We start from the raw sequence: 21,884 nt of genomic DNA, 5'->3' as shown, positions 1-21,884 counted from the left end.
AATGCATTGTATCAAGCCTTCCATGTGATCAGCCTACATCTGTAGGCGCTGTATAAATCCTGTATTCTTGCCATACACACTACGCGCAGACTCAAATATCGCTAAAACGTATAAAAAATAACTCATATATTAGCCACCTTTACGTCTGGACACAAAGATGACTAATTAGTATTATTTGAAATTCACACTCAACACATTATCCAAGCACCTCTCCAACTCATCCATGTAATCTGTATACCACTGCATCATTTCCCTGCGTCCATCCATATACTGAGCATGATTATACGTGCCACGGATCGCGTTCTTATCGATATGTGCAAGTTGTGTCTCAATCCAAGCAGAATTAAATCCCTTCTCATGCAAAATCGTGCTCATCGCATGGCGAAAACCATGTCCTGTCAGCCTTCCTTTATACCCCAACAACTCAATAACCTGATTCACACTTTCCTTACTGATTGGCTTTCTATGGTCGTTACGGCCTATAAACACTAGCTCATAACGCCCTGATAGCGGCTTAAGTGAATTAAACAGCTCAATCACCTGTTTTGATAACGGCACAACATGTGGGCGTTTCATCTTTATTACTTCAGCAGGTATTTCCCAGATACCTTTTTCTAAATCAATATCCTGCCAACGAGCAAAGTGGAGTTTTTGTGTCCGAACGACCGTTAGCAAAATAATTTTAGTCGCTGTTTTAGTGATTACACTGCCAGTATAACCAGCTAGATCTTTCAAGAAGTAAGGTAACTCCTCAGTTGTTAAGAATGGGAAGTGCTGTTTCTTTGGTGAAGTTAGAGCAGAAGCTAGATCAGGGGCTGGGTTATATTCCGCTCGACCGGTAATAATTGCATAGCGAAAGACCTCACCACAACGCTGGCGGACTTTGCGCATCTTCTCTAAGGCTCCGCGCTTCTCCATTTTTCGCAGAGTTTCTAGCAGCTCTAATGGCTTAATTTCCGCTATTGGGCGTTTACCGATATAAGGAAATATATCTTTTTCAAAGATATCAATAATTTCATCACGGTAACGCAGTGACCAGCGATCGGCTTTCGATTTATGCCATTCGCAAGCAATATCTTCAAACGTATTTCCTGTACTAAGCTTTTGAATCGCCTTCTCTTCTTTTTTGACCTCTCCCGGATCTCCACCAGCAGCGAGTACCTTTTTTGCTTAGTTTCTTATTTCACGTGCTTCAGCAAGTGTCACGGTAGGAAAAACACCAAAAGCTAATCTTTTTTCTTTACCGCCACATTCTCCAGTAGCATGAGCCTTTAGCGGTAATTTCAAGGTATAAACCACCACCATCAAAGAGTTTATATGACTTCTCTTTCAACTTTGCAGTCTCAACCTGACGGGCTGTTAATGTCATTGGGGGCATCTCATTTCGGGGTGAATTTTTAGTGCCCTCTGATATGCCCCCAAAAACCTATTGATGTAGGTTGACCTTGGTTGATATCAGGAGACTAGAAAGTGTATTAATAGCAGGTATTATAATGGGTTACTTGATTTTTGTGGAGGTGTATTGAACTTAAGTGGCGGAAGATCACAGGAGTCGAACCTGCCAAGGACCGCTGGCGGCCCCATCTGGATTTGAAGTCCAGCCGCCCCACCGGGGACGATGATCTTCCATTTTTGAATGGGTCAAAATGAAATAACGGGATGATTATACGCTGAATTATTTTTAATCCCAAGTGCATCAAATCAATAAAACCCCTTTCAAATAAAATAATCCCGTTTTTGAGTAAAACCTCCGATAATTACCGCGATACTATTGAACTTATACAGTTTCATCCTCATCTTACTATCTATAACGAATAAACTCAGTGGTGTGTTTTACGTCACTGCAAACCAAAATACAGGATGTTTTTTATGTCAAATCCATTACTTAGCACAACGGGATTACCTGCATTTTCCCTTATCAAACCAGAACATGTCGTTCCTGCACTAAACGAAGTTTTAACCACATATCGTGAAACAGTTGAAAAATTACTGGCTGATAATACTCAATTTAACTGGGATAACCTTTGCCAACCATTAGCAGAAGCTGGCGATAAGCTTTCTCGTGTTTGGTCCCCTGTTAGCCATTTAAACTCTGTTAAAAACTGTGCTGAACTACGTGAAGCCTATGAACAAAGTTTACCGTTACTATCTGAATTCAGTACATGGATGGGACAGCACGAAGGCTTATATCAAGCTTATAAATCAATTAAAGAAAGTGCTGATTTTAATGCGTTAACTCAACCACAGAAAAAAGCGGTTGAAAATGCATTACGTGACTTTGAATTATCAGGCATCGGTTTGCCAAAAGAGAAACAACAGCGTTTTGGTGAAATTAGTGCGCGTATGTCTGAGTTAGGTGCTAAATACGGTAATAATGTATTAGATGCCACAATGGGTTGGTCTAAACTAATTACTGATGTAGAAGATTTATCAGGTATGCCTCAAAGCGCTATTGATGCGGCAAAAGCTATCGCACAATCTAAAGAACAAGACGGCTACCTATTAACACTTGATATGCCAAGCTACCTTCCTGTCATGACCTATGCGGATAATCGTGAACTTAGAAAAGAGATGAGCATCGCTTATAGCACGCGTGCCTCCGATCAAGGTCCAAATGCAGGTCAGTGGGATAATAGCGAAATTATTGCCGAGATCCTCGCACTACGCCACGAACTCGCTCAACTGCTTGGTTTTAAAAATTATGCTGAAAAGTCACTTGCTACTAAAATGGCTGAGTCTCCAGAGCAAGTCCTTAGCTTTTTAACTGACTTAGCACAACGAGCTCATCCGCAAGGTGAAGAAGAGTTAGCTGAACTCACTCAATTTGCAAAAGAACACTATGGCGTTGATAAATTAGAGTCATGGGATCTGGCTTACTACAGCGAAAAGCAAAAACAACACCTATTCTCAATCGATGATGAACAACTACGTCCTTACTTCCCAGAACAACGTGCTTTAAGTGGCTTATTTGAAGTTGTTCATCGTATCTATGGTTTAACAGCTAAAGAACGTAACGACATCGACACTTGGCATGATGATGTTCGTTTCTTTGAGCTTTACGATGAAAGCAACACCTTACGTGGTAGCTTCTATCTTGATTTATATGCACGCGAACACAAACGTGGCGGTGCTTGGATGGATGATTGCATGGGAAGAATGCGTCATGCCGATGGCAAGCTACAAAACCCAGTTGCTTATCTCACCTGTAACTTCAATAAACCTGTAGGTGATAAACCAGCTCTGTTTACTCATAATGAAGTCACCACACTGTTTCATGAGTTTGGTCATGGCTTACATCACATGTTAACGCAAATTGATACTGCTGATGTTGCAGGTATTAATGGCGTTCCTTGGGATGCCGTTGAATTACCAAGCCAATTTATGGAAAACTGGTGCTGGGAGCCAGAAGCGTTAGCCTTTATTTCTGGTCATTATGAAACTGGCGAACCATTACCACAGGCAATGCTTGATAATATGCTCAAAGCAAAAAATTATCAGTCAGCAATGTTTGTATTACGCCAATTAGAATTTGGTCTGTTTGATTTCCGTTTACATACTGAATATGATCCCGAGAAAGGGGCTCGTGTGATGGAAACCTTAACCAGTGTGAAAGAGCAAGTTTCTGTTGTTCCTTCAACACCTTGGGCGCGATTCCCTCATGCCTTTAGCCATATCTTTGCCGGTGGCTATGCCGCAGGTTATTACAGCTATTTATGGGCGGATGTCCTGGCTGCTGATGCCTTCTCTCGCTTCTCTGAAGAAGGTATTTTTAACCGCGAAACAGGTCAATCATTCCTTGATAATATTTTAACTCGTGGTGGTTCAGAAGAGCCAATGGAGCTGTTCAAACGCTTCCGTGGTCGTGAGCCAAAACTTGATGCTATGCTCAAAGGCTACGGCATTAAAGGATGATATGTGAATATCTGTTTACTTTGTGAAGAAGGCGCTGATAACAGCGCCTTATCTGATTTAGCGCAACGTTGGGGATTAGTTCACGACGAAACGCAAATCATGGCTTTAGTGTTAACACCTACTCACCTTGAATTACGCAAGCAAGATGAACCTAAATTAGGGGGCATCTATGTCGATTTCGTAGAAGGCACAATGGCACATCGGCGTAAATTTGGCGGTGGTCGAGGTGAGGCGGTCGCAAAAGCTGTCGGGATCAAAAAAGACTATCTACCGGATGTTGTTGATGCGACGGCAGGACTTGGTCGAGATGCGTTTGTATTAGCGTCTATTGGTTGCAAAGTCAGAATGGTAGAGCGCCACCCTGTCGTTGCTGCATTACTTGAAGACGGCCTAAAGCGTGCCTATCTTGATGCAGATATTGGCGAATGGATGCAAGAGAGAATGACATTAATTCATGCCTCTTCTGCTCAAGCACTCGCTGAGATCACGCCTCCTCCTGATGTCGTCTATCTTGATCCGATGTATCCACATAAGGCGAAAAGCGCATTAGTAAAAAAAGAGATGCGAGTGTTTCAATCTTTAGTGGGTGCTGATGAAGATGCAGATGCATTACTCGAACCAGCAATCACTTTAGCTAAAAAGCGTGTCGTCGTAAAACGACCTGATTATGCAGAGCCATTAAATAATCAGCCTGCACATGCCAATGTAACAACCAAAAATCACCGTTTTGATATTTATCCTTGTGTTTAAGGCTATCCTTTTATTATAAAGGGGCTTTTATAGCCCCTTTATTACACCACCACTACTTTTCTTCTATTTTCTGATTATTGAATACTATACCCACCATCAATAACAAGATTATGACCATTTATCATATCTGAAGCATTACTCGCTAAAAAGACAGCGGCAGCAGCAATCTCTTCAGGTTCAGCAAAGCGTTGAGCTGGAATTTGAGCTTTCATCTTTTCGCCTTTCTCTCCTTCCCAAGCCTGCTTTCCTAAATCGGTCATCACAATAGTGGGGGATATTGCATTGATTTGTAAACCTTTAGGTGCCCATTCTAACGCTAACACTTTAGTCATACCGATAACACCCGCTTTAGTGGCACAATAAGCAATATGTTCAGGCAAAGCTATCACTCCCGCTTGAGAGGCTAAATTGATAATCTTCCCTTGCCCTTGTTGTAACATATATTGTCCCACTTCTTGGCATAACAAGAATGTCCCCGTTAAATTAACTGATAGCGTTTTATTCCAGTCCGCAACAGAAAGTGATCCTGCGGGCGCTAACGCCACAATACCTGCGCAATTCACCAAAATATCAATATGGCCAAATTCTTCAATTACAGAATAAACTGCACGATGTACAGACTCTTCATTTGTGACATCACATTGAATACCAACCGCACTATTTAATTGCTGAGCAACTTGTTCTACTTTATCTGATCTATCTAATAACGCGACTTTAGCCCCTTTCTGAATAAACATCTTAGCAATAGATAACCCTATTCCAGCGGCTCCACCAGTAATAACAGCGACTTTATTTGGTAGAGTAAAATCGATCTGCATTGCCATAAATTTCTCCCATAAAAATAACCACTTTATAAAGTGCCTCTTTTTTAAGGATAGCAGATGAAAAATTTGAAAAAGATAAGATAGGTAAACGAGGGTAGCAGATTCAAGGGGATCTGACGGGTGTTAAACACCCGTTCAGAATCAATGAGATTTACAGCACGCCTTGCGCCAACATTGCATCCGCAACTTTTACAAAGCCAGCAATGTTCGCACCTTGAATATAATTAGTTTGCTTACCTTCACCACCGTAATTCACACAAGCATGGTGAATATCTAACATGATGTGATGTAAGCGAGCATCCACTTTCTCTGCTTTCCAGCTTAAACGTGCCGCATTTTGCGCCATCTCTAAACCAGAAGTTGCAACACCACCCGCATTGGCAGCTTTACCTGGTGCAAAAAGGACACCGGCTTCGATAAAAGCATCAGTTGCTGCAATTGTTGTTGGCATATTTGCGCCTTCAGCAACGGCTTTAACGCCATTTTTGATAAGTACTTTGGCTGCTTCTAAATCTAACTCATTTTGTGTCGCACAAGGCAAAGCAATATCAACAGGAACAGCCCAAGGTTGTTGCCCTTCAAGATACGTTAAACCAAATTCTTTTGCGTACTCTTCAACACGACCGTAATTATTTTTAATTTCAGTGAGACGAGCTAGTTTTTCAGTAGTAAATCCAGCTTCATCAACCACAGTACCGCCCGAATCTGATGCAGTGATGACTTTAGCGCCTAACTCTAAACATTTTTCGATAGTAAACTGTGCAACGTTACCTGCACCAGAAACCGCCACACGCATTCCCTCAAGAGACATGCCGTGACGTTTAAGCATCGCATTCGTAAAGTAAACTAAACCGTACCCAGTGGCTTCTGGGCGGATTAAACTACCACCAAATGAAAGACCTTTACCTGTAAAGACACATTCATTGCTATTAGATAGCTTTTTCATCATGCCTGCCATAAAGCCGACTTCTCGAGCACCTACACCAATATCACCGGCAGGAACATCCGTATTAGCGCCCAAATGACGATAAAGTTCAGTCATTAGTGCCTGACAAAAACGCATCACTTCCCCATGACTTTTGCCTTTAGGATTAAAATCAGAACCTCCTTTGGCTCCTCCCATCGGTAATGTGGTTAATGCATTTTTAAATGTTTGCTCAAAACCTAAGAATTTTAGGATGGAAAGGTTCACTGAGGGGTGAAAACGCATACCACCTTTGTAAGGTCCAATGGCTGAGTTAAATTGAATGCGCCATGCACGGTTAACTTGCACTTGACCTTTATCATCTAACCAACAGACGCGAAACTGAATAATACGTTCAGGCTCAACTAAGCGCTCAAGTAATGATTGTTCACGATATTGTGGGTTTTTCTCTAAAAAAGGCCACAAAGTGGTAAAAACTTCACGAACCGCCTGATGATACTCAGGCTGATGAGCGTTATATTTTTCTACCCCTTCTAAAAACGAAGATAATGAGCCAGATATATTCATTCAGCTATTCCTTTTTTGTGTAATGTGATGTTGGCATAACCTCATTTATTCGGAATATTTTTGGGTTTTGTGAGGTTGATGTTGTTTTGCTTCTTGAATATATCATTAAAATGTATTCACACTTCAAGACATTTTTTTCATAATTAGACAAAAAAAAAAGGTTGACTCTATTTAACAGCAGGAAAAATAGGAATTTTAGGCAAAAAAATACCTGCATAAGCAGGCATTTTTTTTGCTTAAAAAAGCAAGCGATTATTATTCATCATCTTTCAGAGGAACAATTAGCATATCAACATGCACAGTATTAATTAGTTGACGTGCTGATGACATCAATTTGCTCCAGAAGTCTTGGTGATGACCACAAACGACTAAATCCATATCGTATTTCTTAATCGCATCAACCAGAACTTGACCTAAATCACCGCTACCACTCAGGGTTTCCTGAATTTCATAACCTGATTTATCAGAGAGGTCTTTTAACGCGTTACGGGTTTCATCAGTAATACGTTGTTGCATATCACCGAGGTTGACATCAATTAGACCGGTATAAAGATCAGAGTAGTTAACATCAACGTGAATTAAGGAAACTTTGGCATTATAGGGTTTTGCCATAGATACAGCTTTCTGTACTAAGACGTTACTCTCAGGGGATAAATCAACTGCCACTAGAATATGCTTATAAGCCATCGTGAACTCCTTCCATAAGCTGATTAATCGGTTGGAAAGGCGGTTAAGCCTAAATCCTATGTATTAAATATAACGTTTTAAGATGAAAGTTAGATGTCGCCTTGATCACAACTTATGTCAAATTCATCAAGAAAGCATCTATCGATAAATAACAATATACACCATTTTAGATTAGCACGATGTCATTCAGCGACAATATCATCATAATAATGAGAATTGAGTATAAAAAACAACAAAAACACCCTTTTAGAGTTATTTTTTATCTTTTTTTCTGAAAAAGGAAACAACTTGAAAAAGTCACTTTTGTTTATTGCTTAATTTCACCTAAACTTAAATTAGAGAAAAAAGTAGCCTTTGTTGGTAAAGGTTTTCTCATCTCAGAATCTATTATTCTAGGGAGGGGATTATGTTTAATGTCATTGTTGTCTTTTGGGCGCTATGTATTCTTTGCCTGATTAATATGGTGCGTTATTTCTCATCTATTCGGGTATTACTCACCATATTGCGCCAATCAGATCCTTTGCTCTACCAATCGGTGGATGGCAATGGATTTTTTACTATGCATGGGCAATTTTCAAAACAGTTGCGACTTATCCGCTATATTAACCAACGCCAATACATCAACCATCATAATCCTGAAGTTATTATGCGTTGCGAACGAATATATCGGCAATTTTATCTTGTTAGCCGTTTTTGTATTTTGGCTGTCGCAAGTTTAATTGCGATGCTTTTCTGGTAGTGACAGAAACAAAAAACGGTGACTAAAAGTCACCGTTTATAAACAAACTTGGGTAAATTACTGTTATCAGCTATTCACAATAAATGTCAGTGATATCCAATAAAGTAAACCTGATAAACCAATGCTTACTGGTAATGTTAAGATCCAAGCCAGTGCAATGTTTTTCACTGTCTTCGTTTGAACACCACCACCATCAACAATCATCGTACCAGCTACTGCAGATGATAAAACTTGTGTTGTTGATACAGGCATACCCGTATAACTTGCAACACCGATGGAAACTGCTGCTGTAACCTGAGCAGAAACCCCTTGAGCGTAAGTCATACCTTTTTTACCGATCTTCTCACCAATTGTTACTGCAACGCGTTTCCAACCTACCATTGTCCCGATAGAGAGCGCTAATGCCACTGCGATAATAATCCAAATCGGAGCATATTCCACTGTGTTTAGCAGGTCACGACTCAATGTTTTTAAGAACCGTGCATCTTGGGAACTAGTTTCTGGTAATTTAGCCACTTCTGTTGCGGTATCAGCGATACACATAAGCAATCGGCGCATTTGAGCACGCTGGTCTGCTGTTAGCTCATCATAAGAGCTAATATTTGCAAGCATCTGTTCTGTTTGATTCAGAACAACTGGCGTTCTTGCGCTATTACAATGGAAATCTGTATCACTAGCATCAGCTTGTGCTGGTACTACTGGTGTATTCTCAATAGCATGCTGTAGCGCTGGCTGGTGTTTCTCATAATATTGTTGTAAGTGTACAACTGCATCATGAGTTTTGGTGATATCGTATCCGCTCGCACTCATATTGACGACAAAGCCCGCAGGCGCCACGCCAATTAATACTAACATGATAAGACCGATACCTTTCTGCCCATCATTTGCACCATGAGAGAAACTTACTCCAACTGCAGATAAAATTAGTGCAGTACGAGTCCAAAATGGCGGCTTACGCTTACCATCTTGTTTCTCACGTTCAGCTGGTGTCAGGTGAATACGACGACGTTTTTTCGTACCACTCCAGTAACGGCGCAGTAAGAAAATCATCGCGCCTGCAATAACCAAGCCGATAATTGGTGAAAGAATGAGTGATAGGAAGATACTGATCATTTTTGGTATGTTTAATGCGTCAACGATAGACGAATCTGTCACGATAGCATTTGTTAAACCAATACCAATGATAGCACCTATCAGCGTATGTGAACTTGATGCTGGAATACCGAAATACCATGTACCTAAGTTCCAGATAATGGCGGCTAACAGCAACGAGAAGACCATGGCAAGACCATGAGCTGAGCTCACATTCAGCAGAAGATCTGTCGGTAACAAGTGAACGATAGCATAAGCTACGCTCAATCCACCGAGCAAAACTCCAAGGAAGTTAAATACACCCGCCATTACGACCGCAAATTGCGCACGCATAGCACGAGTATAGATAACAGTTGCTACCGCATTTGCGGTATCATGGAAGCCGTTAATAGCTTCATAAAATAGCACAAATAACAGTGCTAAAATCAACATTAAACCTGTATGAAATTCTAGGTCAGTAAACAAATGTAGCATAGACGTTAAGCCAGTTAGTTGGACATGAACGCGGCGCATTATCAGCGACAAATGCGAACGGTGGAAGCGAAATTTAACCTTTTTTTGATTTGATAACCATGAAAATCAGAGTCTTTTTAAGATAATTCCTTATATATCATTTAATTAATAAAAATAAAAAAAAAGTAAATTTCTGACAAATTTTTTCCTTGCTAATACGAATTTAGGTGAAAAATGCAGATTTCTCCATATAATTTTACAAAAACACTCTGATCTTACGCGAAAATCATTGATTAAGTAGTCAGAGAAAACCAAGAACGAGACATCATTGTGGGATCATACGATACAGTAATTATAGGTGCAGGTGCCGCGGGGCTTTTTTGTGCGTCTTTAGCAGGACAAGCAGGATTATCTGTTTTAGTCCTCGATAATGGTAAAAAAGCAGGCCGTAAAATTCTAATGTCAGGTGGTGGACGTTGTAATTTCACCAATATGTATATCGAACCTTCGGCGTATTTATCAGAGAATCCACATTTCTGTAAGTCAGCACTTGCTCGCTATACACAATGGGATTTTATTGAGTTAGTGCAAAAACATAACATTGCCTACCATGAAAAAACGCTAGGGCAGCTATTTTGTGATGATTCAGCACAACAAATTGTTGATTTATTACTCACTGAATGCCAAAAAGGAAAAGTAAGTGTTCGCTTACGTAGTGAAGTCACGCAAATAGAGAAAACAGATATAGGCTTTACTGTTTGGGTTGATGGAAAAGCTATTACGACACCTTCGGTGGTGATTGCCAGTGGGGGGCTTTCTATGCCCGGTTTAGGTGCTACCCCTTTTGGCTATAAAGTTGCAGAGCAATTTGGGCTTTCAGTTTTACCAACGCGTGCAGGATTGGTTCCTTTTACATTGCATAAACCTCAACTTGAGCAATTAAGCCAACTATCAGGGGTAGCTGTACCCGCTATTGTGACAGCAAAGGATGGAACGAGTTTTAAAGAGAACATTCTTTTTACTCACCGCGGTCTTTCAGGCCCTGCTATTTTGCAAATCTCTAGTTATTGGCAACCAGGTGAGTATGTGAGTATTAACTTACTTCCGAACACTGACCTTGAAAGCCTTTTACAAGAAAAACGTCAAGAGCATCCGAATCAATCATTAAAAAATACGCTTTCTCGCTTATTACCAAAGCGCTTTATTGAAATAATGATAGAAAATAAACAGTTACCTGATATTTCTCTGACTCAACTTAGTAACGAACGTATTACGCAAATTGCAACATTACTACAAGAATGGCAAGTTCAGCCCAATGGTACTGAGGGATATCGCACCGCAGAAGTCACACTGGGTGGCGTAGATACTCGAGCCCTATCCTCTAAAACAATGGAAGCCACAAAAGTAAAAGGACTCTATTTTATTGGAGAAGTGGTCGATGTAACAGGCTGGTTAGGTGGATATAACTTCCAGTGGGCATGGAGTTCAGCTTATGCCTGTGCACAGAGCCTTATCTCTACACCAAAATAGACTTTTGTTGAGTAATAATGAATAAATTTGCAAATGTTAAAGTTATAAATATTGGCTTCATAATTCTTTAAACTTATAAGTCATACAGAATAAAAACCAGCCATCATCAATCAGTGATGGCTTTTTCTTCTTATATTTCTTAGTAGCGATTAAAAATACCTTATACCCTTTCCTTTTATCTGGTTTTATGCCGTATTTTCTCTTATTTTTCCTATAAATAACCTTATAAAGAATATTGTTAACTATTTGGTTATATTAATGTTTTAAAAAATTATTAAAATAAAATAACACGCTAATCAGTGAGTTAAGACTTTTTTGACTCTTTTTTCTAATTTGCTTAAAAAAAGGACTTTACAAATGATACTGAGAACCATTATCATCAATAACACTTTCAGATGCACCACCTTCAGGGTCATATGAAAGAACGACATTGCTCACATTGCTTCCAGTGTTTTACTTTAGCCAGCCGGGTGCTGGCTTTTTCTTTTCTAAAACTTATTCGATGTTTTTGTTTCCTCTTATTCAAATTATTTGGATCCTCAGGTTAAATTCCTCCGCTTTTTTACTTTGCGCTATTGAGTAAACTGTGTTCAACAACTTCAGAGAAGGAAACACATTATGATTTATCTACGCAAAGCAAATGAAAGAGGACACGCTAATCATGGTTGGCTAGATAGCTGGCATACCTTCTCTTTCGCAAATTATTACGATCGTGACTTTATGGGATTTTCTGCACTACGAGTTATTAATGAAGATCGCGTCATACCCGGTGAAGGATTTGGTACTCACCCACATAAAGATATGGAAATTTTAACCTATGTGCTTGAAGGTAATATCGAGCATAAAGACAGCATGGGTAATAAAGAAAATGTTCCTGCTGGTGAGTTTCAAATAATGAGTGCAGGTACAGGTATTACTCACTCAGAATATAATCCGAATAGTGATAAAGGACTGCATTTTTACCAAATTTGGATTATGCCAAACACCGTCGGTATCACACCACGTTACGATCAACGCCGTTTTGATACGACAGTAAGCAAACAGCTTATTTTATCGCCAGATGCCCGTGATGGCTCTTTAAAAGTCTTCCAAGATATGACGCTATGGCGCTGGAACCTGAAAAAAGGTGAAAAAGCACAATATCAAGCCGAAGCGGGTCGTCATGTTTGGTTACAAGTTGTGAAAGGTAAAATAACGATTAATGACATTATTGCGACCACCAGTGATGGTGTAGCAATTGCTAATGAAGATATGATCCGTTTCGTTGGTGATGAAGATAGTGAAATCTTACTGTTTGACTTACCTCCTGTAACAGCATAGTTGGGCTATCACCCTCTAAAGCCACTTTTTCTCTAATAACCTATTTCATTTTATTTTTCTATTCCCTGAAATCTTCTCGCATTTCAGGGATTTTTTTTTCAAAGCTCTCAAAAAAATAAAAAAACACCAAAATCACATCCTGTGAGTTTGGTGTTTTTATTAACATTAACGTTATGTTCTTATTAACGCTAATAGTAATTAACGTTTTGGTCCAACTTTAGTCAACGCTTGACCTGCTGGGGTATCCGTATATTTATCGAAGTTTTTCACAAAGCGATCGGCAAGATCATCTGCTTTGGTATCCCATTGTGTTTTATCAGCATAAGTATCACGAGGATCTAAGATTTCGCTGTTAACACCAGGCAATGCTGTTGGGATCTCTAAATCAAACACTGGTAATGTTTTCATCGGTGCTTTATCAATATCACCATTTAAGATGGCATCAATAATCGCACGTGTATCTTTAATTGAAATACGCTTACCTGTACCGTTCCAACCTGTATTAACCAAGTAAGCTTTTGCACCTGATGCTTGCATACGTTTTACCAATACTTCAGCGTACTGTGTTGGATGCAGAGATAAGAATGCTGCACCAAAACAAGCAGAGAATGTTGGCGTTGGTTCTGTTACACCACGTTCAGTTCCCGCAAGTTTTGCGGTGAAACCTGATAAAAAGTGGTATTGCGTCTGTTCTGGTGTTAAACGTGAAACAGGAGGTAACACACCAAAAGCATCCGCCGTTAAGAAAATAACTTTCTTAGCGTGACCTGCTTTGGAAACAGGTTTAACGATATTATCGATATGATAAATAGGGTAAGAAACGCGGGTGTTTTCTGTTTTCGAGCCATCGTCGAAATCAACAGAGCCGTCAGATAACACAACCACATTTTCTAACAATGCATCACGTTTAATTGCACCATAGATATCGGGTTCGGCTTCTTTTGATAAGTGGATTGTTTTTGCGTAACAGCCACCTTCAAAGTTAAACACACCGTCATCATCCCAACCATGTTCATCATCACCAATTAGCTTACGCTTAGGATCGGTCGAAAGAGTAGTTTTACCTGTACCAGATAGGCCAAAGAAAATAGCAACATCACCACTTTCACCAACGTTTGCTGAGCAGTGCATAGAAGCTATACCCTTAAGAGGAAGGAAGTAGTTCATCATAGAGAACATACCTTTCTTCATCTCGCCACCGTACCAAGTACCACCAATTAACTGAATGCGTTCAGTTAAATTGAAAGCAACGAAGTTCTCTGAGTTCAGACCTTGCGCCTTCCAGTTTGGATTTGTACATTTCGCTCCGTTCATCACAATGAAGTCTGGTGTAAAATTTTCCAGCTCTTCTTGTTCAGGACGAATAAACATATTTTTAACAAAATGCGCTTGCCAAGCAACTTCTGTGATAAAACGCACTTTTAAACGTGTGTCCGCATTCGCACCACAAAACGCATCGACAACAAACAAACGTTTGCCTGATAGTTGATTAGTGACTAATGATTTTAAGTCAGTCCACACTTCTTGTGAAAGTGGCTTATTATCGTTCTTACCTTTACCCTGATCAGCCCACCATACGGTGTCACGAGTAACATCATCACGAACAATGTATTTATCTTTCGGAGAACGTCCAGTAAATATACCTGTATCAACGGCAATAGCGCCTAACGAGGTTTGTGTACCTCGCTCGTAACCTGTTAATCCTGGCTTGGTTTCTTCATCAAATAACAGCTCATAGCTTGGGTTATAAATGATTTCACTCGTGTCCTTAATACCGTACTGCTGGAGATCCTTAGGGGTAAGACCTTTAACGCTCATAGTTTCGCTCCTGATAAATAGACCTTTCTACGAATAATATTAAGGTGTTACGAGTAATTAACAGCGATTGTTATCAATATTTTGAAAATTTATAATTTTTTTATGTTAAGAACGAGAGCTAATGCACAAAACTACAGAAAAATTGTTGAATAAAAAAGGACGCAAAATAGCGTCCTTTTGATAAAACAGTCTTGCTAAATCGAATCAGTGCAATTCAGACTCATCCAACTTATTGATATTGTTAATATCATTCTCAGTGAAGATATAATGTGTTCCACAATATTCGCATTCCATATCAATATTTCCCTGTTCTTGCAACAGATGGTTCACATCTTCTTTCGACAATGTTACTAATGTATTTTCACAACGTTCGCGCGAACAAGTGCAATGGAATTCAACAACTTGAGGATCATAAAGAGTGACATCTTCTTCGTGATATAAACGATGTAAGATCTCTTTAGTATCTAGCGTAAATAGCTCTTCCGCTTTAATTGTGTGTGTTAACTGTGTGAGCAATTCAAAATGTTCAGCAGTATGTTCTGCGGTGAACTCTTCTGATGCTGGCAATACTTGTAATAACATACCCGCTGCAGCTGGTTTGCCCGCTTGCATACCACTACGAATAAATACGCGCGTAGGTAACTGTTCTGATTGCTTAAAGTAGTTATCAATACAGGATTCAATAGTTTCACCATCAAGAGCAACAATACCTTGATAACGTTCACCTTTTTCAGGTGTTACCGTGATGACCATAAAACCATTCCCGATCATCTCTTTTAAGGTACTACCCGCTTTAACATCATCCCCAATACGTGCAACACCACGCATTTGTTGATTGTTATTTCCATTGATCACTGCCAATCGCACAGGGCCATCACCTTGTATTTGAACCGTAATATCACCTTCAAATTTAAGCGTAGCTGTTAACAAACTGGTAGCCACCAGTAAATCACCCAGAAGGTGTTGAACTGGCTCAGGATAATGGTGATTCTCAAGCATTGATTGATAGGTTTCAGTCACATTGACCAATTCGCCACGTACCGCGTTTTTTTCGAATAAAAAACGTGATAAAGAGTCTTTTTTAGACATGATTTTCTCTCATTTCAGGGAATCGGTTAATCCGATTCTTGTAAATTTGTCTGTTTGAAGCGAAGTAAGGTGCGTCTTTCCTTTTTATCGGGGCGACGTTCAGGATGAGGCATTGTTAACGCATTCATTTTTCTTGCTAAAGCAATTTTTTCTCTTTTAGCAATACTCTCTAGTGTTTCACAATAAAGAGCTTGTGCTTGGGTAGCACCTTGTCGCTGTGAACTGACCATAAGAATGGTTACCGTCCGTTCATCATTACCTTGCCGTAGGCGTATTTCAGCGCCCTCTTCAACGATTTTACTTGGCTTACCTCTCACACCATTGTAGTGAACTTTGCCACCTTCAATCATTGTGCGAGCGATTGCGCGCGTTTTATAGAAACGTGCAGCCCAAAGCCATTTATCTAAACGGACGCCACTTTCTTGCGATTGTTGACTCATCCCTTTCTCCTTAACTTCAACTTCTTTATGAAGGCGATAGTGTAAACACATAGCCTTCCACAACAAGGGACTTACTGAGGAGGGCGATAAAAACAGTGCTCATAGTAGAGACTGATTTTATTCATGCGTTGGTTATTTTGTCGCCGACGCCGGATGATAAGAAATAGGTTCAATATTAAGAACCCAATAGCGATAAACAATAATAACGTATTCCCGATGTAATATAACATCGTCATCGAATCGGGCAGGCTATGTAAAAATATCTGTAACGTACCATTCGCATCAACAACCATGCCGGTTATTACGCCACCTGTATCAAAAGGTGTATGTAATAAAATATCGGATAAACGTTGTAGTTCTCGCCACTGTTCTAACGGAGTAGGTTCAAACACAGAGTTTGAACTTGAAGCGTAATCAACAAGCTGTTTTCTTTCATCACTGATTAACAGCACACCACCCGGTGGAGGACTGTTTAACAGTATTGCGGCTTTATCTATTTCTCGGTAGATAAAAGAAGATGTGGTGGTGTCGATAAGCTTTTCCAAGGCCTCAGCACTCACAGCACGCAATAAAACATTGGTTCCGGTTAATTTACCACTTTCAGCTCGTTGAACTAATGCAGCCCAATCATTGACATTACTTAGGTTAACTAACGCCATTTTAAGGCGAATACACTCATTTTCTCTTGGGCATAAATCCTGTGTTTTCAACACAATGCCATCAAAATTATCTAACAGATTCATCCCAGATTTAGTAATCGCTTGGCCTAAACTCGGGTTAACTCGGTTATTAGAAACGGGATGTAATTGTTCTTCAACCATATGCAATAACGCGGCAGCTTTTTCTATCGTGCTCGACTCAGGCATTGGCATGGGATTACTGTTATTCCAATAAATTCCAGAACAATCAAAAGGTGCAAAAATCGTTTTATTATTCTTACTTGATAAATTAGGTGGCATGTAGCACATCCCAACGCCTTTCGCTTGAATAATGTCTCCTACATGCAAATCAGTTGTTTCCAACTCAGTAAAATTAGTGACTAAATGAGGTTCTGTATCTTTAAGCCATGAAAAACTGAGTTTCATTGAAAGAGAAAGAGGCTGATAGAGATACAACATGCAAATAATAAACAGGCTCCAAAAAACGAAGATAATATTTTTAATATAGCGTTTATATGGATAATTTTTCTCTTCATCATGCAATGAAAGGTAATTTCCTTGCTTTACAACATGATGACTTGGATACATTTCTAAATAAGTCACCTTATCAATATCGCTTTGAATATAAGGCTCCCAATGAGGCGGGTAGACGAGATCAATCCCCCCTAAAGAAACATTCTTTACCTGACCATGATCAAAGTTGCCAAAAAGCCCCCAGCGCTTTAAACGACCTTTAAAGCAGTGAATTTCTTGTTTACGAGGTTTGATCAAAGGGTTGTGGATCAGAAAAACACCAACAGCAAGAAAAGCACTACCGGTCGCTAAAATCCAAGGAAGAAAAACTTGAGGCATCATTAAGGCTGTTAGGCACAAAGTAAGCCCTATACAAATAAAAGAACCATCCCAAAAACCAGATGAGTTATGTAATCGATATTCTTCGTTTGTTTCTTCTCGGATTTGTAATAAGTGAGCCGCATCACCTTCATTCTTTTGAATTGTTGATGAACCATTTGCCAATATAGGCTCAGAAAGCTGCTTTAAACTTAAAGCAGAAAAATGAATTTTTTCATCTTTTAAAAAATGGCCATTCACGCCAACCACGATGGGGATCGAAGGGGTGCAGACAACATCAAGAACGTTTTCTTGCTGAAGATAAGGAACAAGCAGCGGGGGGATATGAATTTCTACAGCATCAATATAGTAGCGCCAATGATTTAATCCTTCACTAGAGCCCGCAAAGCGATTAACGATATTTCTTAATGTAGTAACGACTTCGCCTTTAATTGGCATCTCGGGGAAGTTTTGTAATGAATAGCCAGAAGAGAAGTCAGATGTACCAAAATAAGATAAATAATCACTAATAAGCCCATAGTCATCAGAAGTGAGCTTGCGATAAGTAGGTTTAGCGAGAGATGGGAGATGATGTGAGCCATCAAGCCGCCTTCTTTTAAAGAATAGAAAGGCGGCCATTATAAATAGGCTTATCATCAAGATAGCCAATATAATGACTGATAATCTCATTTTTTCCCCATACTTATACTGATGCTGCGTAGTAACAATAACAAATTTAAAACCCTGCCTAACATAAGGCAATTCCTATTCTTTTGTTCTATTTTTTATTTAAATACAATAGATTATATTCTTGTTGCCGCGTTATAATTTATATCTCTTATCAAGTTTATATCCGCTAACAATGCTATCTTCGGGTAAAATAGCGAATCAATAAATAATAATATTCTCAAAAAATCAATAAATAACTAGGTTTGATAGCGGAGTGTACTCAATTTTTCTTTAAAAGCTAAATCTAATTGTTAGATTTATTTTGTCATTAGTGTGTTAAATTCAGGTTAATCTCTATTCTGCCAGGGGCTGTTATGAAAAAACTAAAAAAACCCAATATATTAAACGTTGATAACATCGCCCGTTCTCGATTATTTCAGATCCAATCAGTTAATCTGGAGTTTAGTAACGGAGAAAAGCGTACTTATGAGCGAATGAAACCTGCTAATCGTGAAGCCGTTATGATTGTTCCTATTATTGATGACAATCTTATTCTTATTCGCGAATACGCCGTAGGTATCGAAAATTATGATTTTGGTTTTCCCAAAGGCGCTATTGATCCTGGTGAAAATGCCCTACAAGCCGCGAACCGCGAACTAAAAGAAGAAATTGGCTATGGTGCTCACTCATTAATAGAGCTTGCAAAGCTTTCTATGGCGCCATCTTACTTTTCTAGCAAAATGAACATTGTTATTGCACATAACCTTTATCCAGAGCAACTTGAAGGTGATGAACCTGAACCATTGTTCCAAATACGTTGGCCTATCGCAAAAATGATGGACTTACTCGATCATCCAGACTTCACTGAGGCTCGTAGCGTCAGTGCTCTCTTCTTAGCACATCGCTATCTATTACAAAATAAGTAGATAATAAAAAACCGGACTTTGACATCCGGTTTTTATTTTCGATTAATTAGAATAGCTCGTTAGATTCACCATTATCCTCAAAAATCTTTGTTCCCACTTCATTTTTTGCTCTTTCTGTCGGTTGAGTGCCATCAATAAAATATTCTTTCATTGAAGCGCCATCACCTGCCAGTTTTCCTGTTCTTCTATCAATTTGAACAGCCACGACACCTTTTGGTACAGGCATCATATTAACGGGTACTCCATCCAGAGCCACTTTCATAAAGTCGTTCCAAATAGGTTGCGCTGTTTTAGCACCCGCTTCACCGCCACTAGCAGCGGTTCGACCTAAATTGCGGCTACTGTCATCAAAGCCAATCCAAGCTGTGGCAACAATATTGGCACCATATCCAGAGAACCACGCATCTTTAGAGCTGTTTGTTGTTCCTGTCTTACCACCAATATCTTGGCGTTTAAGATCACGAACAGCACGCCAACCTGTACCAGACCATCCCGGCTCACCCACAAGGTTTGTTCTCAATGCATCATGCATTAAATAAGCAAGAGGTGTACTGATAACATGTGGTGCATAAGGGCTTTCTTTTACAGTCTCAGCCAGTGGTGCTTGTTCTAATTCAATGTCAGGAGCTACATTGACAGACTGAGACTGATGAGATTGAGCAACGTTTTCCATATAGTCATCAGATAATGCAATAGAACGCATAGTATCGCCGTAAATAACAGGGATATCAGTACAATCTGGGCAAGCTACTTTTGGTTTTGCAGTAAACAGTTCTTCACCATCAGCATTTTCAATACGTTGGATATAGTAAGGTTCAATGAGATATCCGCCATTTGCCATAACAGCAAACCCTCGTACCATTTGCATTGGTGTAAATGATGGTGATCCTAATGCTAAAGATTCTGTTCTATCAATATTTTGATTAGGAAAACCAAAACGCAATAGATAATCAGCAGCATAATCCACCCCCATTGCACGCATTGCGCGTACCATCACTACGTTTTTAGACTGACCTAAACCTTGACGTAAACGAATAGGGCCTGCGTAAGTTGGCGGTGAATTTTTAGGGCGCCAATCTGTTCCTGCCCCAGCATCCCAACGGCTAATAGGTAAATCATTAAGCAGTGTTGATAACGTCAACCCTTTATCTAACGCCGCAGCATATAAGAAAGGTTTAATGTTTGAACCGACTTGGCGTAAAGATTGAGAAACACGGTTAAATTTACTGATCTCAAAATCAAAACCGCCAACAAGCGCAATAATCCCACCATTGATTGGATCTAATGCAACAAATGCAGCATTAACACCCGGAAGCTGCGCTAATACCCAATTGTTTTCGTTATTTTGACGTACCCAAATTTGCTCACCAACATGGACAACGGCATCAACTTTTGTCGGTGTTGCACCTTGAGCGGTATCAGAAATAAATTTACGAGCCCAACGAACCGCTTTTAAATCTAGCGTAATGTTGTCACCCGTTTTTAAGATAACTTTAGCTTCTTTAGCATCCGCGGATAACACAACAGCCGGAATTAAAGAGCCATACGTTTGGATCCCTTTTAATTTCTTGTTGATAGCTTCGTTATCCCATGGCGTTTGCCCTTCACTCCATAAAACTTCTTGAGCACCTCGGTAACCATGACGCATATCGTAGTCGATAACATTGTCACGCAACGCTTTTTCTGCTGCTAGTTGATCTTTACGAACAACCGTAGTGTAGATTTTATAGCCATCTGTATAAGCATTTTCACCATAGCGCTCATACATCTCCATTCTCACCATTTCTGTTAGATAAGGTGCAGAGAAATCAATTTGCGGTGCATGGTATTTAGCAACTATCGGCTCTGCTCTTGCACTTTCATACTGTGCACGAGTGATATAGTTCTCTTCATACATACGCTGTAAAACAATATTACGACGTTTTAAGGCACGATCATAAGAATAGAGCGGGTTAAGTGTCGATGGCGCTTTTGGTAAACCAGCAATCACTGCCATTTCATTTAGACTAAGCTCATGAACACTTTTACCAAAGTAAACATAAGCTGCAGCACCCACACCGTAAGCACGGTTACCTAGATAAATTTTATTTAGATACAACGCTAAAATTTCATCTTTAGTAAGCTCTTTCTCAATGCGGATCGCCAAAAAGGCTTCTTTAATTTTTCGCATTAATTTCTTTTCAGGTGTCAAAAAGAAATTTCGAGCTAATTGTTGCGTGATGGTACTTGCGCCTTGAGAGGCTTGTCCTGATGTTAATGCCACGACAACAGCACGAGTGATCCCAATAGGGTCAATACCGTGGTGTTCACGAAAACGTGTATCTTCTGTTGCAATAAAGGCATTGATAAGTTGAGGAGGCATCTCCTCCAATGTTAACGGTAAACGACGTTTTTCTCCGTATTGCGCGATCAACTCTCCGTCTGCACTAAATACCTGCATAGGGGTTTGTAAACGAACATCTTTTAATGTCGCGACATCGGGTAACTGAGGCTCAACATACTTATACATACCGTATATCGAGGCTCCTCCCAAAATTATGCAAGCAAAAACGAAGATGAAAAAATATTTTAAGAACTTCACCTTAAATTTCCCATGTAGTGTGAATTGGGCGGTTTATAAACAAACAGTGCGTAGTATAAAGGTAACGCCACT

Annotated in this window: 15 protein-coding genes, 1 tRNA gene and 1 pseudogene; 6 read left to right on the top strand and 11 right to left on the bottom strand. The window is 39.7% G+C overall.

Features of this window, described 5'->3' with window-relative positions:
• Window positions 1–171: 171 nt before the first annotated feature.
• Window positions 172–1,369, bottom strand: a pseudogene (locus GWJ01_RS03980) (tyrosine-type recombinase/integrase).
• A 164-nt stretch (window positions 1,370–1,533) separates the two neighbouring features.
• Window positions 1,534–1,628: transfer RNA gene (locus GWJ01_RS03975), tRNA-Sec, on the bottom strand.
• 241 nt (window positions 1,629–1,869) lie between these two features.
• On the opposite strand from GWJ01_RS03975, the gene prlC reads away from it, so the two are divergent.
• Window positions 1,870–3,912, top strand: a complete 2,043-nt coding sequence (gene prlC, locus GWJ01_RS03970; protein WP_109401668.1) for an oligopeptidase A — start codon at window positions 1,870–1,872, stop codon at window positions 3,910–3,912.
• Window positions 3,913–3,915: 3 nt separating this feature from the next.
• Complete coding sequence (rsmJ, locus tag GWJ01_RS03965; protein ID WP_109395215.1) at window positions 3,916–4,662, top strand: 16S rRNA (guanine(1516)-N(2))-methyltransferase RsmJ; 747 nt, start codon at window positions 3,916–3,918, stop codon at window positions 4,660–4,662.
• Window positions 4,663–4,736: 74 nt separating this feature from the next.
• Here rsmJ and GWJ01_RS03960 read toward each other — a convergent pair whose 3' ends face one another.
• The 3 genes from GWJ01_RS03960 to uspA all read right to left on the bottom strand — a co-directional run bounded on the left by GWJ01_RS03960 (window position 4,737) and on the right by uspA (window position 7,665).
• Window positions 4,737–5,486, bottom strand: a complete 750-nt coding sequence (locus GWJ01_RS03960; protein WP_109395214.1) for an SDR family oxidoreductase — start codon at window positions 5,484–5,486, stop codon at window positions 4,737–4,739.
• Between the two features lie 151 nt (window positions 5,487–5,637).
• A complete protein-coding gene (gdhA, locus tag GWJ01_RS03955) occupies window positions 5,638–6,978 on the bottom strand; it encodes an NADP-specific glutamate dehydrogenase (RefSeq protein WP_075672585.1) in 1,341 nt (446 codons plus the stop codon).
• Between the two features lie 255 nt (window positions 6,979–7,233).
• Window positions 7,234–7,665, bottom strand: a complete 432-nt coding sequence (gene uspA, locus GWJ01_RS03950) for a universal stress protein UspA (RefSeq protein WP_023583131.1) — start codon at window positions 7,663–7,665, stop codon at window positions 7,234–7,236.
• 406 nt (window positions 7,666–8,071) lie between these two features.
• Here uspA and uspB point away from each other — a divergent pair, with 406 nt between their 5' ends.
• Window positions 8,072–8,404 (top strand): universal stress protein UspB, encoded by a 333-nt coding sequence (gene uspB / locus GWJ01_RS03945; RefSeq protein ID WP_075672586.1) that lies wholly within the window; start codon window positions 8,072–8,074, stop codon window positions 8,402–8,404.
• Between the two features lie 66 nt (window positions 8,405–8,470).
• On the opposite strand, the gene pitA is transcribed toward uspB, so the two are convergent.
• Window positions 8,471–9,970: an inorganic phosphate transporter PitA gene (gene pitA, locus GWJ01_RS03940; protein WP_109395212.1), complete on the bottom strand. Its 1,500-nt coding sequence runs from the start codon at window positions 9,968–9,970 to the stop codon at window positions 8,471–8,473.
• 309 nt (window positions 9,971–10,279) lie between these two features.
• Between pitA and GWJ01_RS03935 the strand changes: the two genes are divergently transcribed.
• On the top strand, window positions 10,280–11,479 hold the full coding sequence (locus GWJ01_RS03935) for an NAD(P)/FAD-dependent oxidoreductase (protein WP_109395211.1): 1,200 nt from the start codon (window positions 10,280–10,282) through the stop codon (window positions 11,477–11,479).
• Window positions 11,480–12,097: 618 nt separating this feature from the next.
• Window positions 12,098–12,799: a pirin family protein gene (locus GWJ01_RS03930; protein ID WP_109401669.1), complete on the top strand. Its 702-nt coding sequence runs from the start codon at window positions 12,098–12,100 to the stop codon at window positions 12,797–12,799.
• A gap of 198 nt (window positions 12,800–12,997) precedes the next feature.
• Here GWJ01_RS03930 and pckA read toward each other — a convergent pair whose 3' ends face one another.
• From pckA to umoB, 4 genes are all read right to left on the bottom strand, one after another.
• Window positions 12,998–14,617 (bottom strand): phosphoenolpyruvate carboxykinase (ATP), encoded by a 1,620-nt coding sequence (gene pckA / locus GWJ01_RS03925; protein WP_109395209.1) that lies wholly within the window; start codon window positions 14,615–14,617, stop codon window positions 12,998–13,000.
• Between the two features lie 204 nt (window positions 14,618–14,821).
• Complete coding sequence (hslO, locus tag GWJ01_RS03920; RefSeq protein ID WP_109395208.1) at window positions 14,822–15,706, bottom strand: Hsp33 family molecular chaperone HslO; 885 nt, start codon at window positions 15,704–15,706, stop codon at window positions 14,822–14,824.
• Window positions 15,707–15,732: 26 nt separating this feature from the next.
• On the bottom strand, window positions 15,733–16,146 hold the full coding sequence (gene hslR / locus GWJ01_RS03915) for a ribosome-associated heat shock protein Hsp15 (protein WP_109395207.1): 414 nt from the start codon (window positions 16,144–16,146) through the stop codon (window positions 15,733–15,735).
• A gap of 71 nt (window positions 16,147–16,217) precedes the next feature.
• Window positions 16,218–18,326: a flagellar biogenesis regulator UmoB gene (umoB, locus tag GWJ01_RS03910; protein WP_109395206.1), complete on the bottom strand. Its 2,109-nt coding sequence runs from the start codon at window positions 18,324–18,326 to the stop codon at window positions 16,218–16,220.
• A 353-nt stretch (window positions 18,327–18,679) separates the two neighbouring features.
• On the opposite strand from umoB, the gene nudE reads away from it, so the two are divergent.
• Window positions 18,680–19,231, top strand: coding sequence for an ADP compounds hydrolase NudE (gene nudE, locus GWJ01_RS03905; RefSeq protein ID WP_109401670.1), 552 nt, complete (start codon window positions 18,680–18,682; stop codon window positions 19,229–19,231).
• Window positions 19,232–19,277: 46 nt separating this feature from the next.
• Here the strand turns inward: nudE and mrcA are convergent, their stop codons facing one another.
• On the bottom strand, window positions 19,278–21,812 hold the full coding sequence (gene mrcA, locus GWJ01_RS03900; protein WP_161710719.1) for a peptidoglycan glycosyltransferase/peptidoglycan DD-transpeptidase MrcA: 2,535 nt from the start codon (window positions 21,810–21,812) through the stop codon (window positions 19,278–19,280).
• Window positions 21,813–21,884: the final 72 nt, after the last annotated feature.

The sequence above is a fragment of the Proteus sp. G2618 genome, from assembly GCF_009915995.1.
Classification (GTDB): Bacteria; Pseudomonadota; Gammaproteobacteria; order Enterobacterales; family Enterobacteriaceae; genus Proteus; species Proteus terrae.
Note: the sequence above shows the minus strand (reverse complement) of the source record. Positions and strands in the feature narration are given on the sequence as shown.

Bases quoted from the DNA above. Each gene is read 5' to 3' on its own strand.
- prlC (WP_109401668.1), top strand. From the start codon at position 1,870: ATGTCAAATCCATTACTTAGCACAACGGGATTACCTGCATTTTCCCTT.
- GWJ01_RS03960 (WP_109395214.1), bottom strand. From the start codon at position 5,486: ATGGCAATGCAGATCGATTTTACTCTACCAAATAAAGTCGCTGTTATT.
- gdhA (WP_075672585.1), bottom strand. From the start codon at position 6,978: ATGAATATATCTGGCTCATTATCTTCGTTTTTAGAAGGGGTAGAAAAA.
- uspA (WP_023583131.1), bottom strand. From the start codon at position 7,665: ATGGCTTATAAGCATATTCTAGTGGCAGTTGATTTATCCCCTGAGAGT.
- uspB (WP_075672586.1), top strand. From the start codon at position 8,072: ATGTTTAATGTCATTGTTGTCTTTTGGGCGCTATGTATTCTTTGCCTG.
- pitA (WP_109395212.1), bottom strand. From the start codon at position 9,970: ATGCTACATTTGTTTACTGACCTAGAATTTCATACAGGTTTAATGTTG.
- GWJ01_RS03930 (WP_109401669.1), top strand. From the start codon at position 12,098: ATGATTTATCTACGCAAAGCAAATGAAAGAGGACACGCTAATCATGGT.
- pckA (WP_109395209.1), bottom strand. From the start codon at position 14,617: ATGAGCGTTAAAGGTCTTACCCCTAAGGATCTCCAGCAGTACGGTATT.
- hslO (WP_109395208.1), bottom strand. From the start codon at position 15,706: ATGTCTAAAAAAGACTCTTTATCACGTTTTTTATTCGAAAAAAACGCG.
- hslR (WP_109395207.1), bottom strand. From the start codon at position 16,146: ATGAGTCAACAATCGCAAGAAAGTGGCGTCCGTTTAGATAAATGGCTT.
- umoB (WP_109395206.1), bottom strand. From the start codon at position 18,326: ATGAGATTATCAGTCATTATATTGGCTATCTTGATGATAAGCCTATTT.
- nudE (WP_109401670.1), top strand. From the start codon at position 18,680: ATGAAAAAACTAAAAAAACCCAATATATTAAACGTTGATAACATCGCC.